At 73.8% G+C, this 15,308-nt stretch carries 16 protein-coding genes; 6 read left to right on the top strand and 10 right to left on the bottom strand.

Annotated elements, in window-relative coordinates:
• Nucleotides 1-37: 37 nt before the first annotated feature.
• The 5 genes from DTL70_RS00835 to DTL70_RS00855 form a co-directional block, all read right to left on the bottom strand.
• Entirely contained in the window at nucleotides 38-1,138 is a 1,101-nt protein-coding gene (locus tag DTL70_RS00835; protein WP_114019907.1) for a DUF2891 domain-containing protein, read from the bottom strand.
• Nucleotides 1,139-1,224: 86 nt separating this feature from the next.
• The gene (gene pcp, locus DTL70_RS00840) at nucleotides 1,225-1,920 is read right to left on the bottom strand and encodes a pyroglutamyl-peptidase I (protein WP_245978887.1); all 696 of its coding nucleotides are present in this window, start codon (nucleotides 1,918-1,920) and stop codon (nucleotides 1,225-1,227) included.
• Between the two features lie 10 nt (nucleotides 1,921-1,930).
• On the bottom strand, nucleotides 1,931-2,899 hold the full coding sequence (locus DTL70_RS00845) for a DUF979 domain-containing protein (protein WP_114019861.1): 969 nt from the start codon (nucleotides 2,897-2,899) through the stop codon (nucleotides 1,931-1,933).
• Nucleotides 2,896-3,654: a DUF969 domain-containing protein gene (locus tag DTL70_RS00850; protein ID WP_114019909.1), complete on the bottom strand. Its 759-nt coding sequence runs from the start codon at nucleotides 3,652-3,654 to the stop codon at nucleotides 2,896-2,898. Before DTL70_RS00850 ends, DTL70_RS00845 begins: the two co-directional genes overlap by 4 nt.
• 161 nt (nucleotides 3,655-3,815) lie before the next feature.
• Nucleotides 3,816-4,514, bottom strand: a complete 699-nt coding sequence (locus tag DTL70_RS00855; protein ID WP_114019862.1) for a GntR family transcriptional regulator — start codon at nucleotides 4,512-4,514, stop codon at nucleotides 3,816-3,818.
• Between the two features lie 151 nt (nucleotides 4,515-4,665).
• Here DTL70_RS00855 and DTL70_RS00860 point away from each other — a divergent pair, with 151 nt between their 5' ends.
• Genes DTL70_RS00860 through DTL70_RS00870 form a run of 3 tightly spaced genes read left to right on the top strand, consistent with a single transcriptional unit; the run spans nucleotide 4,666 to nucleotide 7,054 of the window.
• Nucleotides 4,666-5,436: a LamB/YcsF family protein gene (locus tag DTL70_RS00860; protein ID WP_114019910.1), complete on the top strand. Its 771-nt coding sequence runs from the start codon at nucleotides 4,666-4,668 to the stop codon at nucleotides 5,434-5,436.
• A 17-nt stretch (nucleotides 5,437-5,453) separates the two neighbouring features.
• The gene (locus tag DTL70_RS00865; RefSeq protein WP_114019863.1) at nucleotides 5,454-6,185 is read left to right on the top strand and encodes a 5-oxoprolinase subunit B family protein; all 732 of its coding nucleotides are present in this window, start codon (nucleotides 5,454-5,456) and stop codon (nucleotides 6,183-6,185) included.
• Nucleotides 6,185-7,054, top strand: a complete 870-nt coding sequence (locus tag DTL70_RS00870; RefSeq protein ID WP_114019864.1) for a 5-oxoprolinase subunit C family protein — start codon at nucleotides 6,185-6,187, stop codon at nucleotides 7,052-7,054. Before DTL70_RS00865 ends, DTL70_RS00870 begins: the two co-directional genes overlap by 1 nt.
• A gap of 12 nt (nucleotides 7,055-7,066) precedes the next feature.
• Here DTL70_RS00870 and DTL70_RS00875 read toward each other — a convergent pair whose 3' ends face one another.
• Complete coding sequence (locus DTL70_RS00875; protein ID WP_245978889.1) at nucleotides 7,067-7,777, bottom strand: TetR family transcriptional regulator; 711 nt, start codon at nucleotides 7,775-7,777, stop codon at nucleotides 7,067-7,069.
• Between the two features lie 259 nt (nucleotides 7,778-8,036).
• Between DTL70_RS00875 and DTL70_RS00880 the strand changes: the two genes are divergently transcribed.
• From DTL70_RS00880 to DTL70_RS00890, 3 genes are all read left to right on the top strand, one after another.
• Nucleotides 8,037-9,422 (top strand): glycosyltransferase family 4 protein, encoded by a 1,386-nt coding sequence (locus DTL70_RS00880; RefSeq protein ID WP_114019865.1) that lies wholly within the window; start codon nucleotides 8,037-8,039, stop codon nucleotides 9,420-9,422.
• A 68-nt stretch (nucleotides 9,423-9,490) separates the two neighbouring features.
• Nucleotides 9,491-10,279 (top strand): class I SAM-dependent methyltransferase, encoded by a 789-nt coding sequence (locus DTL70_RS00885; protein ID WP_114019866.1) that lies wholly within the window; start codon nucleotides 9,491-9,493, stop codon nucleotides 10,277-10,279.
• Complete coding sequence (locus tag DTL70_RS00890) at nucleotides 10,276-11,343, top strand: prenyltransferase/squalene oxidase repeat-containing protein (RefSeq protein WP_114019867.1); 1,068 nt, start codon at nucleotides 10,276-10,278, stop codon at nucleotides 11,341-11,343. The genes DTL70_RS00885 and DTL70_RS00890 overlap by 4 nt, the downstream gene beginning before the upstream one ends.
• Before the next feature lie 49 nt (nucleotides 11,344-11,392).
• On the opposite strand, the gene DTL70_RS00895 is transcribed toward DTL70_RS00890, so the two are convergent.
• From DTL70_RS00895 to DTL70_RS00910, 4 genes are all read right to left on the bottom strand, one after another.
• Nucleotides 11,393-12,403, bottom strand: coding sequence for an LLM class F420-dependent oxidoreductase (locus tag DTL70_RS00895; RefSeq protein WP_114019868.1), 1,011 nt, complete (start codon nucleotides 12,401-12,403; stop codon nucleotides 11,393-11,395).
• 125 nt (nucleotides 12,404-12,528) lie between these two features.
• Nucleotides 12,529-13,395 carry a DUF5336 domain-containing protein gene (locus DTL70_RS00900; RefSeq protein WP_114019869.1) on the bottom strand — a complete coding sequence of 289 codons (867 nt, stop codon included), beginning with the start codon at nucleotides 13,393-13,395 and terminating at the stop codon, nucleotides 12,529-12,531.
• A gap of 104 nt (nucleotides 13,396-13,499) precedes the next feature.
• Complete coding sequence (locus DTL70_RS00905) at nucleotides 13,500-14,357, bottom strand: N-acetylmuramoyl-L-alanine amidase (RefSeq protein ID WP_114019870.1); 858 nt, start codon at nucleotides 14,355-14,357, stop codon at nucleotides 13,500-13,502.
• A 132-nt stretch (nucleotides 14,358-14,489) separates the two neighbouring features.
• Nucleotides 14,490-15,149: a class I SAM-dependent methyltransferase gene (locus DTL70_RS00910; RefSeq protein ID WP_114019871.1), complete on the bottom strand. Its 660-nt coding sequence runs from the start codon at nucleotides 15,147-15,149 to the stop codon at nucleotides 14,490-14,492.
• Nucleotides 15,150-15,308 lie beyond the last annotated feature (159 nt).

Consider the following 15,308-nt stretch of genomic DNA (forward strand, 5'->3'; position numbering starts at 1 on the left):
CGGACGGTCCCTCGCGGGCGGCCCCGGTCCGGGGTCGTCAGTCCGGGATGCCGCTGCCCAGGGCGAGGGCGGCGAACGTCGCCAGCCAGTGGTCCGTGGTGAAGTCCCCCGAGGTGGTGGCGGGGAGGGCGGCACCGAGGTTGGCGTCGGCGGACGCGTGCAGGGCGGCGGTACGGGGATCGTCGCAGGGCAGCGCGCCGGCGATGCCGCGCAGGGCCGCGGAGCGGCTGAGGCAGAGGCCGAGGAGGTGGCCGATCTGGGGGTCCGCCGTGTCCGAGATGCGCGGTGGCGGGAGGAGGCCCGCCCCGCTCGCGTCGTCCAGCTCCGGCAGGAACCGGCCCAGCCACGCGGCGAACTCCTCCGCCGGCAGCACGCGGCGCACGGTGTCGGCCTCGCACAGCAGCGGGGAGAGGAAGTCCTGCCCCGACGGTTCCCAGCGGGTGGCGGCGCCGTGGTCGGGTACGTACCACTCGCGGACCTTCGCGGCCACCGGCGCCAAAAGGTGCGGCTGGCCGGCCCGTTCGGCGCTGTCCAGTACGAGGCCGAGGGCGAACGCGCTGTTGGCGTGGGTGCCGTGCCGCACGGGGTAGGTGGCCTTGGGCAGCCAGCCGAGGATCAGCTCGGCGGCGGTCCCGGCGGCGGGAAGGAGAGCTGCCCGCCACGCCGCCGCCCCGGCGTGCTGCTGGGCCCCGGCGTGCTGCTCCGCCGTGAGGCGCTGCTCCGCCCCGGCGTGCTGCTCCGCCGTGAGTTCGGTGCCCGTCTCCGCGTACGCGGCGCTCTCACTGGCGAGCGCCAGCAGCCACGCCCAGCCGTAGGGCCGCTCGAACGAGGGGTGGGCCCGCAGGTAGGCGCTCTCGGCCGTCAGCGCTTCGGGCGTCAGGTGCCGGTCGAGGGTCCGCACCGCCGCGTCCCGCACGGCGGGTTCGGCACCGTTCCACGGCAGCCGCAGCGACCGCAGGAGCAGCCAGTGCATGTGGACGGACGAGTGCCAGTCGTAGGCGCCGTAGAAGGCGGGGTGGAACCGGCGCGGCTCCACCAGTTCCTCGCGCCCCGCGAGCAGGTGCGCCGGGGCGTTCGGATACTCCCGGGTGACGTTGGCGAGGGCGACCTCGGCGAAGTGGGGCAGCCGCTCCACCAGCGCCTCCCACCGCTCGCGCCGGCTCCTCGCGTTCTCGGCGCTGCTCCCGGTCTCCTGGATACCGCTCTTCGGTCCGGTCGTGCCGCTCAATGGGTCGCTCCGCCCGTCACGCGCAGGTCCACCGTCGTGTGTGCCGCCGTGGCCACCATGGCGGCCAGCCCGCGCGCGGCGTCGCGTACGGACAGCGAGGGCGGGGTCGGGGAGTGGGCCGCGGCCTGCTGCGGTGTGTAGGGGACGTGCACGAATCCGCCGCGCACCGAGGGGTGCTCGGTGGCCAGCAGGTGCGCGAGTCCGTAGAAGAGGTGGTTGCACACGAAGGTGCCGGCCGTCTGGGAGACGGAGGCGGGGACGCCCGCGTCCCGCGCCGCGGCGACGCAGGCCTTGAGGGGCAGAGTGCTGAAGTAGGCGGCGGGGCCGCCCGCCACCACGGGCTCGTCCACGGGCCGGCGGCCCGCGTTGTCGGGTATGCGGGCGTCGTCGACGTTGAGCGCGACGCGTTCGACGGTCAGGTCGGTGCGGCCCCCCGCCTGGCCCAGGCACACCACCAGGTCGAGGTCGGCCCCGGCGTCCTCGACGGCGGCGCGCAGCTCCTGCAGGGCCGTGCCGAAGACGCAGCTGATGCGTACCGCCTGGATCCGGATCCCGGGCGGGGGGTCGGCGGCGAGCAGTTCGGCGGCCTGCCAGGAGGGGTTGACCTCTTCGCCGTCGAACGGGGCGAAGCCGGTGACCAGTATCTTCACGGGGGAGGAGGGGTCGGGTGCGGCGGGTGGGGGTGCGGTCACGGGGCCGCTCCTAGAAGGCGAAGAGGTAGACGATGGCGATGTTGCAGGCCAGCAGCGCCACCGCGGTGGGCGCCTGGGCCTTGATCGGCCCGTACTGGTCCTTGAGTTCGAGCAGGGCGGCCGGGACGAGGTTGAAGTTGGCCGCCATGGGTGTGCACAGGGTGCCGCAGAATCCGGCGAGCATGCCGACCGCGAGGACGGCGGCGGGATCGCCGTTCATCTGCTCGATCAGGACGGGCCAGCCGACGGCCGCGGTCATCACGGGGAAGGCGGCGAAGGCGTTGCCCATGATGACGGTGAAGACGAACATGCCCGCGCAGTACAGCGCGACGGCTGCCAGCTTCTGGCCGTCGGGGAGGATGGATTCGGTGATCTCGCGTACTTGGGTGCCGACGCCCGCGGCCTGGAATATCGCTCCCAGTACGGCGAGCAGCTGGGGCAGCAGCAGGGCCCAGCCCATGGACTCCAGCAGTCCGCGCCCGGCGTGCAGGGGCACGCTGACGCGCCGCTCCCGCAGCACCCACATGCCGACGGCCAGGGCGACGATGGCGCCGAGGCCGAGCCCGAGGATGGTCTCGCTGCCCTCTTCGAGTACGGGGCTGCCGCCGATCCGCACCTTGGCGACCAGGACGGCGCACACCATGGCGACCAGCGGGATGGTCAGCGCGGGGATGAACAGTTTGGCGCCGAAGCGGGCGGCCAGCGAGGCGCGTTCGGACTCGCTGGTGGTCTGCGGTACGCCCTTGCCGGTGAGGTTGAAGCCGCCGATGCAGATGAGGCCGAGGACGGCCACGCCCAGGGGCTCGGCGGGCAGCGACTTCTCGTTGACCCAGGTGCTGTAGAAGAAGCAGACGCCCAGCAGGCCCCAGAAGGCGGCCGTGCCGTGGCGTTTGGGGTTGGTGCGGTCGCGCAGCATCTGGGCCGCCATGATGACGAAGACGGCGCCGACCAGCCAGAAGAACCACTCGGACTTGATCACTTGGCGGCCCCGCCTTCCGTGCTTTCCGGGGAGCGCCCCTGCGCGTCCTCACGCGCCACGGCCATCTCGGCGTTCGCGGTCACCAGGTCGCGCTCCAGTTTCCGGTCGAGGCGCAGCAGCCTGCCGCCGTGGATGAAGAAGGCGCACACGGCGCTGGGGATGGCCCACAGCGCGAGGTGCAGCGGCTCCAGGTGGGTGTGGTAGGTGCTGTTGACCAGGCCGGTGATCAGCAGGATGGAGCCGATGGCGAGGAAGCAGTCCTCGCCGAAGAAGAGGCCGACCGTGTCGGTGCCGGCGGCGTGCGAGCGCACCTTCTCGCGGACCTTGCGGGGCAGCGGGCGGTCCTCGTTCATGCGCTCGGTGGCGGCCTCGGCCATCGGCGCGATCATCGGGCGGACGCTCTGTGCGGGGCCGCCGATGGTCTGCAGCCCGACGGCCGCGGTGAGCTGCCGCAGCAGCAGGTAGAGGGTCAGGAAGCGGCCTGTGGTCAGCTTGGTGCCGAGCTTGCCGATGAGGGTGCGGGCCTGCTGCTGGAGACCGTTGCGCTCCAGGAGGCCGATGACGGGCAGCGTGATCGCGAAGATCGTCACCGACCGGCTGGACGCGAAGCTCTCGCCGAAGGTCCGCAGGATCTCGACCGGGGAGAGCTTGCCGAGCAGTCCTGTGACGATCCCCGCCACTCCGACGACGAGCAGCGGGTTGCGGCGCGTCGCGAAGCCGAGGACCACCACGAGGACGCCGAGGAGAACGATCATGTCGCCTCCGCCTTCCATGAAGCGACTTCCGCCAAGCGGATTCCAGTGAAGCGAATTCCACGGGAGGCTAGAGGATTGTTGAACGATCCGACAAGAGTGAGCCATGTCACGTGGAGGTCGTCACGGCGCGGCCGGCGGAACCGCGGCTTTGGGGGCGCGCCTTACGGGTACGCCTCCAGCAGCTGCCGCAGCGAATCGTCCAGATAGGCCGCCAGCAGCGCTTCCGCCACGCCCTTGCGGCCCGTCTCCAGCGCCTGGACCAGCTCCTGGTTGCGCGTGAGATACGGGTCGTGGAAGCGGCGCAGGTCGCCCATGATGTGGAAGGCCAGTCTCAACTCGGCCAGTACGCCGCGCATCATCTCGTCGGTGCGCGCACTGCCGGCGAGCCCGGCCAGCGCCTGGTGGAAGCGGATGTTGGCGGTCGAGCACTCCTGCCAGTCGCCGTCGGCCGCCGCCTTCTCGCCCGCCGTGACGGCCGCCCGCACCTCGGCCACGTCGTACGGCGGCTCACCGAGCCCGCGCAGCGCCGCGCACTCGACGAGGCGGCGGACGCGGTAGATGTCCACGATGTCGGTGTCGGTCAGTACGCGGACGAACGTGCCCCGGTTGAACCGGTGCACGAGCAGCCTCTCGTGCGTCAGCAGCCGGAACGCCTCCCGCAGGGTGTTGCGCGAGACGCCGAGGGCGCCGCAGATGCGCTCCTCCGAGAGCCGGGTGCCGGGCGGGAAGGAGCCCTGCGCTATCCGCTCGCGCAGGATGGCCGCCACGCGTTCGGCCGTGCTGGTGCGTCCCAGCAGCGCGCGGTCGGCGGCCAGGTCCGGCAGTGCGGCGGACAGGCCTGCGGGCGGGTCGGCGGTCATGGGTCTCCCTCGGGTGGGTGCGCGCGCCGGCGCGGAGCCGGGGACGCGGGGACGCGGTGGGGCGGTCGGGTGGCGGCATCCGGGCGAACCGGACGCCGAGCCCCCTTGCCGGATTGTTCAACAATCGCTTACGTTGCTGGCGATGGACCGGATGATCGACCTTAACGCCGACCTCGGCGAGGGCTTCGGGCGCTGGCACCTGACCGACGACGAAGCCCTGCTCGCCTCGGTCACCAGTGCCAACGTCGCCTGCGGCTACCACGCGGGGGACCCCGCCACCATGCGCCGCGTCTGCGAACTGGCCGCCGAGCGCGGCGTCCGCATCGGCGCGCAGGTCTCCTACCGCGACCTGGCCGGCTTCGGCCGCCGCGCCATGGACGTGCCCGCCGCCGAGCTGACCGCCGAAGTGGCCTACCAGATCGGGGCGCTGGAGGTCTTCGCCCGCGCGGCCGGCTCCGCCGTCGCCTACGTCAAACCGCACGGCGCGCTCTACAACCGCGCCGTCCGCGACGCCGAGCAGGCCGCCGCCGTCGTCGAAGGCGTACGGCTGGCCCGGGCGGCGCACGGGTCCGGCGGCCCGCTGCCGGTGCTCGGCCTGCCGGGATCCCGGCTGCTGGCCGCGGCCGCCGAGGCCGGACTGCCCACCGTCGAGGAGGCGTTCGCCGACCGCGCCTACCGCCCCGACGGCACGCTCGTACCCCGCACCGAGCCGGACGCCGTGCTCCACGACCCCGACCAGGTGGTCGAGCGGTCGCTGCGCCTGGCCGGGGACGGCGAGCTCGTCGCCGCCGACGGCGGACTGCTGCGCAGCACCGCCCGCTCGCTGTGCGTGCACGGCGACACCCCGGCCGCCGCGCGACTGGCACGGCGCGTCCGCGAGGAGCTGGCCGCGGCCGGCGTCACCGTCCGGGCCTTCGCGTGAACCGGAGGGCACACAAGGTGCGCGAGGCGGGCGGGGAAGGGGACGCGGGCCGCGGCCAGCTCCGTGCCGCCGTGCTGCCGGTGGGCCGCGACGGGCTGCTCGTCGAACTCGGCACCGCCGAGGAGACCGAGGCCCTGCACGCCGAACTCCTGCGCCGCCGCGCCCGAGGCACCCTGCCGCCCGTCGCCGAGATCGTCCCGGGGGCCACGACCGTGCTGCTGGACGGCTTCCCGAGCGCCGACGCGGCCCGCGCGCTGGCCGCCGAGCTGCCCGGCTGGGACGTGCCGCCGCTGACCGGCTCCGCCGAGAGCGCCCTGGAGATCCCCGTCCGCTACGACGGCCCCGACCTCGCCGACGTGGCGGCGCTGTGGGGCGTGGCCGAGGACGAGGTGCCGCGTATCCACACGGCCGCCGCCTTCCGCGTCGCCTTCTGCGGATTCGCCCCCGGCTTCGGCTACCTGACCGGGCTCGACGAGCGCTACCACGTGCCGCGCCGCGCCGATCCGCGCACTCGCGTCCCGGCTGGCGCCGTCGGGCTCGCGGGCCCGTACACGGGCGTCTACCCGCGCTCCTCACCCGGCGGATGGCAGCTGATCGGCACGGCACCCGAAACCGTGCTGTGGGACGCGGACCGCACCCCCGCCGCCCTCCTCGCGCCCGGAACGCGCGTCCGCTTCGTCCCCCTGGACCCGGACGGGCCCGGGCACGGAGAGCGAGGGGCCGGACCGGCCCCCGGGAGGCGACCGTGATGGCTGACGGACTGCAGACGGCACGGGCCGGGGTGCTGACCACCGTCCAGGACCTGGGCCGCGCCGGATACGCGCACCTGGGCGTACCGCGCTCCGGTGCCCTCGACACGGGCGCTCACCGCCTCGCCAACCGGCTGCTCGGCAACCCGGAGACGGCCGCGACGTTGGAGACCACGCTGACGGGATGCGCCGTGCGGGCCCTGCGCCCCACCGTCGCCGCCGTCACCGGCGCACCCTGCCCGGTGACGGTCGACGGGCGGCCCGCCGCCTGGGGGCAGCCCGTCCACGTCCCCGCGGGCGCCGTCCTGGACGTCGGTGCCGCCACCCACGGCGTCCGCTCGTACGTGGCGTTCGACGGCGGCGTGGACGCGGACCCGGTGCTGGGCAGCCGCGCCACCGACCTGCTCTCCGGGCTCGGGCCCGCGCCCCTGTGCGAGGGCGCGGTGCTCACACTCGGCGCACCGCCCGTGCACCGGCCCTCGGTCTGCTGCGACGCCGCCGTCTGGGCGGGGCCGCCGCGCGAGTTGCTGCTGCCGGTGGTCCTGGGGCCGCGGCACGACTGGTTCACCCCCGGCGGGCTGCGCACCCTGCTGTCCTGCGGCTACCGGGTCTCCCCGGCCAGCAACCGGATCGGACTGCGTCTTGAGGGCCCCGCGCTGGAGCGGGCCAGGGAGGGGGAACTGGCCAGCGAGGGCATGCCGCTGGGAGCGGTGCAGGTGCCGCCCGAGGGCCGTCCGGTGATCTTCCTGGCGGACCATCCGACGACCGGTGGCTACCCCGTCGTCGGCGTCGTTCCCCGCGAGGCGCTCGACGCGGCCGCCCAGGCTCCGCCGGGAACCCCGGTCCGCTTCGCCCCCGCGGGAGCGTGAAGGGGTCGCGCCTCAGCCGTGTTCGTCGGCCTCTTCGCCTTCTTCCTCTTCCGGCGCGGGCGCCGTCACCGCGATCAGCCGGCAGACCGTCTCGATGTCGATCTTGACCTGGGCGATCGAGGCGCGCCCCGAGAGCCAGGTGATCAGCGCCGAGTGCCAGGTGTGTTCGATGACGCGGACCGCGGAGAGCTGCTCGGGGGTGGCGGGACCCTCCAGGCCCATGGCGTCCAGGATGATCGCCGTCGTCAGCCGGGAGACGGTGTCCACCTCGGGGCTGACGGAGCGGTCGGCGAAGTTGAGGGCGCGGACCATCGCGTCGGCCAGCTGGGGCTCGCGCTGGAGGGCGCGGAAGGCGCGCATCAACGTCTTGGCGACGCGGGCCGCCGCCTCCATCTCCTCCGGAGGCCGCTTGTGCAGGGTCTCGTGCATGTGCTGCAACTGGTCCTGCATGGTGGCCACCAGCAGGTGCACCTTGGAGGGGAAGTAGCGGTAGAGCGTACCGAGGGCGACGTGCGAGGAGTCGGCCACCTCGCGCATCTGCACCGCGTCGAACCCGCCCCGCCTGGCCAGCTGCGCGCTGGCGTGCAGGATGCGGCGGCGCCTCGCCTCCTGGCGCTCGGTCAGCGGCGGAGACTGCGTCAGCGGATGCGTGAGCGGCTGCGGGCGCGACGGCCGCTTGGCGCGGGCCGTGTGCGGGGGCTTGGGCTGCGGCGGTGTCGGCATCGCGTTGTTCGTCCCGTTTCCGTGGCGTCGTGAAGCCCTGGGGTGAGCCGTGCATTGTTGCAGGCCTCGCAGGGGTGGCGCGAATCACCTGCTCCGGTGGTTCGCCCGAAGTGACTGGCCGGTAAATTTCTCAGTCCGGGACGCGTCCCGGGTGGTGTCACCGCCCGGTGCCGTCCTCCCGAACAGCAACCTGAAACTTGTTCTAGGTTAGCGCGAGCGGCTACGCTCCGGCGGAAAGCAGTGACGAAGGGGGCCGCGAGTGACCGGTCAGGCCGTAACGGACCGCCCGCTGCGCATCGCGCTGCTGACGTACAAGGGCAACCCCTTCTGCGGCGGCCAGGGCGTCTACGTACGCCACCTCTCCCGCGAACTCGCCCGGCTCGGCCACACCGTCGAGGTCATCGGCGCCCAGCCCTACCCGGTGCTCGACGACGTCCCCGACGTGTCAGGGCGCCTCACCCTCACCGAGCTGCCCAGCCTCGACCTCTACCGCCAGCCCGACCCCTTCCGCACCCCGCGGCGCGGCGAGTACCGCGACTGGGTCGACCTGCTGGAGGTCGGCACCATGTGGACCGGCGGCTTCCCCGAGCCGCTCACCTTCTCGCTGCGCGCCCGCCGCCACCTGGCCGCGCGGCGCGGCGCGTTCGACGTCGTCCACGACAACCAGACCCTCGGCTACGGCCTCTTGGGCGGCCCCGGGGCGCTCGGCGCGCCCCTCGTGACCACCATCCACCACCCCATCACCGTCGACCGCAGGCTGGAGCTGGAGGCGGCGTCCGGCTGGCGGCAGCAGGCCTCCGTGCGCCGCTGGTACGGCTTCACCCGCATGCAGCGCCGGGTCGCCCGCCGGCTGCCCTCGGTGGTCACCGTCTCGGGCTCCTCCCGCCAGGAGATCGCCGAGGACCTCGGTGTGCGCCGCGACCGCATCCACGTCGTGCCCATCGGCGCCGACACCCGCCTCTTCTCGCCCGACCCGTCCGTGCCCGAGACGCCGGGCCGGATCGTGACGACCTCCAGCGCCGACGTGCCGCTCAAGGGCCTCGTCTTCCTCATCGAGGCGCTGGCCAAGGCGCGCACCGAGCAGCCCGAGGCCCACCTGGTCGTCGTCGGCGAACGCCCCGCACGCGGTCCGGTCGCCGACGCGATCACGGCCCACGGCCTGGACGGCGCCGTCGAGTTCGTCAAGGGCATCAGCGACGCCGAGCTGGCCGCGCTGGTGCGCTCGGCACAGGTCGCCTGCGTCCCCTCCCTGTACGAGGGCTTCTCCCTGCCCGCCGCCGAGGCCATGGCCACCGGCACCCCCCTGCTCGCCACCACGGGCGGCGCCATCCCCGAGGTCGCCGGGCGGGACGGCGACACCTGCCTGGCCGTGCCGCCGGGCGACGCCGGAGCGCTCGCCGCCGGGCTCGTACGGCTGCTGTCCGACAGCGCGCTGCGGGCCAGGATCGGGGCCGCCGGACGGGAGCGGGTGCTGGGGAAGTTCACCTGGGAGAAGGCGGCGCTGGGCACCGTCGAGCGCTACCGCGCCGCCATGGGCACGCCCGCGCGCGAGGCCTCGCCGCCCGTGGCGCGGCCGCCCGTCGAGCCGGCGCACGCCGCCGCCGGAAGCCGCCGAAAGCCGACACAGGTCGCTGAAAGCCGCTGAACCCCGCCGACCCGCCGCCCCGTCGGCCCGCTCCCGCCCCGCATGACTTTCTGGAAGGCTGATCGCCCGTGCTGACCGTGGACTTCGCCCGTTTCCCGCTCGCCCCCGGCGACCGCGTGCTCGACCTGGGATGCGGGGCGGGTCGGCACGCCTTCGAGTGCTACCGGCGCGGCGCACGCGTGGTCGCCCTCGACCGGAACGCCGAGGAGATCAGCGAGGTCGCCACCTGGTTCGCCGCCATGGCCGCGGAGGGGGAGGCCCCCGAGGGCGCCACCGCCACCGCCATGGAGGGCGACGCGCTCGCCCTGCCGTTCCCCGACGACAGCTTCGACGTCGTCATCATCTCCGAGGTCATGGAGCACATCCACGACGACAAGGGCGTCCTCGCCGAGATGGTGCGCGTCCTGCGGCCCGGCGGCCGGATAGCGGTCACCGTGCCCAGGTACGGCCCCGAGAAGGTCTGCTGGGCGCTCAGCGACGCCTACCACGAGGTGGAGGGCGGCCACATCCGCATCTACCGCGCCACCGAACTCCTGGCCAAGATGCGCGGGGCCGGGCTGCGCCCCTACGGCAGCCACCACGCCCACGGGCTGCACGCACCGTACTGGTGGCTGAAGTGCGCGTTCGGGGTGGACCGCGACGGTGACGAGGCAGCGCTCCCGGTGCGCGCCTACCACAAGCTGCTGGTGTGGGACATCATGAAGCGCCCGCTGGCCACCCGGCTCGCCGAGCGCGCCCTCGACCCCGTCATCGGCAAGAGCTTCGTCGCCTACGCGACCAAGCCGCACCTTCCGCACCTCGCCGCGGCCGACGGCCTCAGGCACCGCGCCGGCGAGAGCGCGGCGGCGGCCAAGTGACCAGCCCCGAGCGCACCGAGCGGCTCGTACTGCCCGGCGTCCTGACCGCGGAGCAGGCCCGGCAGACCGTCGCAGGCATCGCGGCCCAGCAGCGCGACGACGGCGCCATACCGTGGTTCCGCGGCCACCACCTCGACCCGTGGGACCACGTCGAGGCGGCCATGGCCCTGGACGCGGCGGGCGAACACGACCGCGCCGAGGCCGCCTACCGCTGGCTCGCCGCGCACCAGCAGCCCGACGGCTCCTGGTACGCCGCCTACGCCGACGGTGACGCGGCGGCCCCCACCGACCGGGCGCGGGAGACCAACTTCTGCGCCTATCCGGCCGTCGGTATCTTTCACCACTACCTGGCCACAGGGGACGACGCCTTCCTCGACCGCATGTGGCCCGTGGTCACCGCGGCCGTCGCGTTCGTGCTCGAACTCCAGCAGCCGGGCGGCCAGATCGGCTGGAAGCGCGAGGCCGACGGCACCGCCCACACCGACGCCCTGCTGACCGGGTCCTCCTCCATCCACCACGCGCTGCGCTGCGCGCTGGCGATGGCCGAGCACCGCGAGGAACCGCAGCCCGACTGGGAACTGGCCGCGGGCTGGCTCGGCCACGCCATCCGCCGCCACCCCGAGCGGTTCCTCGACAAGAGCCGCTACTCCATGGACTGGTACTACCCCGTCCTCGGCGGCGCCCTGCGCGGCACCGCGGCCAAGGAGCGCGTCGAGGAGGGCTGGGACCGCTTCGTGGTGCCCGGCTTCGGCTGCCGCTGCGTCGTCCCCAACCCGTGGGTGACCGGCGGGGAGAGCGCGGAACTCGCCCTCGCCCTGTGGGCGATGGGCGAGTCGGACCGGGCCTTGGACGTGCTCCAGTGGATGGGCCACCTGCGCGCCGACGACGGCATGTACTGGACGGGGTACGTCTTCGAGAACGAGGCCGTCTGGCCCGTCGAGCGCACCACCTGGACGGCGGGGGCGCTGCTGCTGGCCGTCGCGGCGCTGGGCGGCGACGACGCGACGGTCCAGGTCTTCCGCGGCGACGCCCTGCCGGCGGGCCTGGACCCCGACTGCTGCTGAGGCACCCCCCGGGGGACGCGAAGGAGCGGGCGAACTGCCGGCTACCCGGCTACCCGGCCAGTTGGGCCAGTACCCGCAGCGTGTGCGGGTCGGGCGCCAGCACCAGCAGGTCGGTCACCGGACCCGCGCGCCACAGCTCCAGCCGTTCCGCGACTCTCGCGCGCGGGCCCACCAGCGAGATCTCGTCGGCGAACGCGTCGGGTACGGCGCGCACCGCCTCCTCGCGCCGCCCCTGGGCGAACAGCGCCTGGACGCGCTCGGCGTCCTGCGCGTACCCCATCCGCGCCATCAGCTCCGCGTGGAAGTTGCGGCGGGCGTGGCCCATGCCGCCGACGTAGAAGCCGAGCATGGCCTTGACGGGCAGCAGGCCCTCGGCCACGTCGTCGCAGATCCTGGCCTGCGCCAGGGGCGCCACGAGGAACCCGGGCGGCGCCTGCGCGAGCGCGGCCTCGTACACCGAGGGGCGCGTCGGCGACCAGTACAGCGGCAGCCAGCCGTCGGCGATGCGCGCGGTCTGGGCGACGTTCTTGGGGCCCTCCGCGCCGAGCAGGACGGGCAGGTCGCCGCGGAGCGGATGGGTGAGGGACCGCAGGGGCTTGCCCATGCCGGTGGAGCCGGGGCCCGCGTACGGATGCGTGTGGTAGCGCCCTTCCAGCGTCACCGGGGCCTCGCGGCGCAGTACCTGGCGCACGACGTCCACGTACTCGCGGGTCAGGGTCAGCGGCGAGGAGGGGAAGGGCCGCCCGTACCAGCCCTCGACCACCTGCGGGCCCGACAGGCCCAGCCCGAGGTGCATGCGGCCGCCGCTGAGGTGGTCGAGGGTGAGGGCGTGCATGGCGGTGGCCGTGGGGGTGCGGGCCGCCATCTGTGCGACGGCGGTGCCCAGGCGGATGCGGGTGGTGTGGGCGGCGATCCAGGTCAGGGCCGTGAACGCGTCCGAGCCCCAGGACTCGGCGGTCCACACCGAGTGGTAGCCCAGGTCCTCCGCCTCGCGGGCGAGTTCCAGGTGGCGGGGGTCGGGGCCGCGGCCCCAGTACCCGAGCGCCAGTCCGAGCCGCATCGCCCGCCCCTCTCGTCCGCCCTCCCAGCAACTGACAAGGCGTCAGTTCGCCGGGGCAGCGTACGACAGCGGCCCCCCGCCCGGAAGGGCGAGGGGCCGCTGACCCGTGCGGGCGGCCCGGAGGCTCAGCCGCGCTGGATGTTGGAGGTGTCCTGCAGGATGCCGCGGCGGCCGTCCTGCGTCTGGGCGATGAGCGCCTGACCGCGCTGCTCGACCGCCAGGTACCAGGTACCGGGGGCCAGTTCGGCGATCGGCTGCGGCGAGCCGTCCTCCGGGAAGAGCGGACGCGCCATCGGAACGGCGAACCAGAACGGCTGGAACCCGGCGTCCTGGGGAGCGCCCGGGGCGCCCTGCGCGCCCCCGTGCGGCTGGCCCGGCCCCGGCTGACCCGGCTGCGCACCCGGCTGTCCGTACTGCGGCTGGCCCGGCTGACCGCCCTGCGCGCCGTACGGGCCCGGCTGGCCGGCCTGCGGGCCGCCCGGGTAGCCGTAGCCGCCCTGCTGCGGGTAGCCGTAGGGCGCCGCACCCGCGCCGGGACCGCCCGCACCGCCGGCGGGCACCAGCGGAGCCGCCAGCGCCGGGACGACCGGGGTGATGAGCGCCGCGGCGGCACCGATCAGAACCGCGATGAGCCCGAGGATGGCCCCGGCACCCATGTCCGCGCCGTCAGGGGCGACGATGAACTCCCAGATCATGGACCACAGTGAGACCACGATCAGGCTCGCACCGAACTGCGGCAGGGTGACGGCGCCGAACTTGCGGCCCTCCGGCAGGAAACGGCCACCGACCAGCGCCGCGGCACCGAGGATCCCGGTCAGGAAGATCGAGGGCAGGATCAGCTGGAGCTTCTCCGTGTCCCAGGCGTTCGGTACCTCGTCGCACAGCGAACCGGAGCATTCGATGGAGAAGAAGTCGAGGAACGAAGCGATGAACAGCAGCACCGCTGCTCCTATCACCGCACCGTCGCCTCGCGTGAGCGAGCGGATGTTCACGTGGGGTCCTTAATCGGTCTGGTCATGGTTGAAGTCTGCCGGGGGTGAGCACCCCATCGTACGGATGAGACTACGGGCGGGCCGTGGGGGTTCGCTCCCAGGTTTCACGGTTTCCCCTTCCCGGCTGCGAGGAAAGCGGTGATCCCGTCCGTGACCCCGCGTGCCGCCTTTTCGCGCCACTTCGCCGACGTGAGATGGGCGACGTCGCGCGGATCACGCATGTTGCCGCATTCGAGGAAGACCTTGGGCACCTTACTCAGGTTGAGGCCCCCCAAGTCCCCTCTGGTGTCCAGGCCGTTGCCGTCACCAAGATAGTTGGCGGGCTGTTCGCCGGTGGCCGCGTGGAAAGCGTCGCGCAGATCGGTACCGAACCGTCGAGAAGGCGTGACGATGTCGCGGGTGTCAGCGGCGCCCTCGTGGACGGATGCGGGAAGAATCACATGGAAACCGCGGCTTCCCGCGTGCGCGCCGTCCGCATGGAGTGAAATGGCCGCGTCCGCTTGCGCCTGATTTCCCTTTTCCGCGCGTTCATCCACGCATGGGCCGTACGGCTCGTCGCCGTCGTGGGTGAACCTGACGGTGGCCCCGCGCTCGCGAAGCTGCGTACGGACCCGGTGCGCCAGGTCGAGAGTGAAGTCGGCCTCCGCGTAACCGGAATTGGTCGCGGTGCCCGTGGTGTCGCATTCCTTCTTCCCCGTGCCGATATCGACGCTCCGGGAAATCTTGCCAGGCTGGTCGCGGTTGTGCGGATTGTGGCCGGGGTCGACGACGATCACCTTGCCGCGCAGCGGCTCGTCCGCCGGCTTCTTGCCTCCCCGTGCGCTGGGGGAGGCCGGGGAGGATGCGGCGGAGTGGTCCCCGTCCTTCGCGCGCGGCTTGCCGTCCTCGTCACCGTCCCCGCCGAACGCGCCGCATCCGGCGGTGCCCAGGCACACGAGCGCGGCAGTCACCGCCGCCGCCATCCGCTGACCCGTCCGCCGCCGTCGCCTCACGTAGCCTCCATTCGACACGGGCGTAGATGGTAGCCCTCGCCACCGCGCCGCCTTTGGCGCGGTGGCCGCGGGCACCCGGTGGGGGAGCGGAGGGGGCCGCGCTCAGCGCCGCCGCAGGACCCGCAGGGAACCCGTCGCGGAAACCGCGTCGTAGGCGCCCGAGGCCAGGGCGCGCTCGTGGATGTGGTGCGGCGCCTGTCCGCCGTCCGCCGGGTCGGGGAAGACGTCGTGGATCACCAGCAGTCCGCGGGGTGCCAGATGCGGGGCCCAGCCCTCGTAGTCGGCGCTCGCGTGCTCCTCCGTGTGGCCGCCGTCGATGAAGACGAGACCCAGCGGCGTCCCCCACAGCGCGGCCACCCGCGGTGAGCGTCCGACCAGCGCGACCACGTGCTCCTCCAGGCCGGCCGCGTGCAGCGTGCGCCGGAAGGTGGGCAGGGTGTCCATCGCGCCCACGACCGGGTCGACGACCTCGGGGTCGTGGTACTCCCAGCCGGGCTGCTGCTCCTCGCTCCCGCGGTGGTGGTCGAGCGTGAGCGCCGTCACCCCGGCCGCGCGCGCCGCGTCCGCCAGCAGCAGTGTGGAGCGCCCGCAGTAGGTGCCCACCTCCAGCAGGGGCAGCCCCAGCGCCCCCGCCTCCGCTGCCGCCGCGTACAGCGCCAGGCCCTCGTCCCGGGGCATGAAGCCCTTCGCCGCCTCGAACGCGGCGAGGGTACGCGGCTGTGGAGCGGCGGCGCCGCCGGGGGTGGGGGAGGGCTGGTTCATCGGTGTTCCTTACCTGTCGTGGACGCGCGCCCGCGCTGTGCGGCCCTTGCCCGGCCGGAGCGCTACCGGGTCATGCTGCCCTACCGCCGCTTTCCCTCCCGGGGTAGGTGCCGTGGGGTCCTCGGCGGGCGGTCCCCGGTGTCCGTCTCGCTGTCGGCG

Source organism: Streptomyces diacarni (genome assembly GCF_003323715.1).
GTDB classification, from domain to species: Bacteria; Actinomycetota; Actinomycetes; order Streptomycetales; family Streptomycetaceae; genus Streptomyces; species Streptomyces diacarni.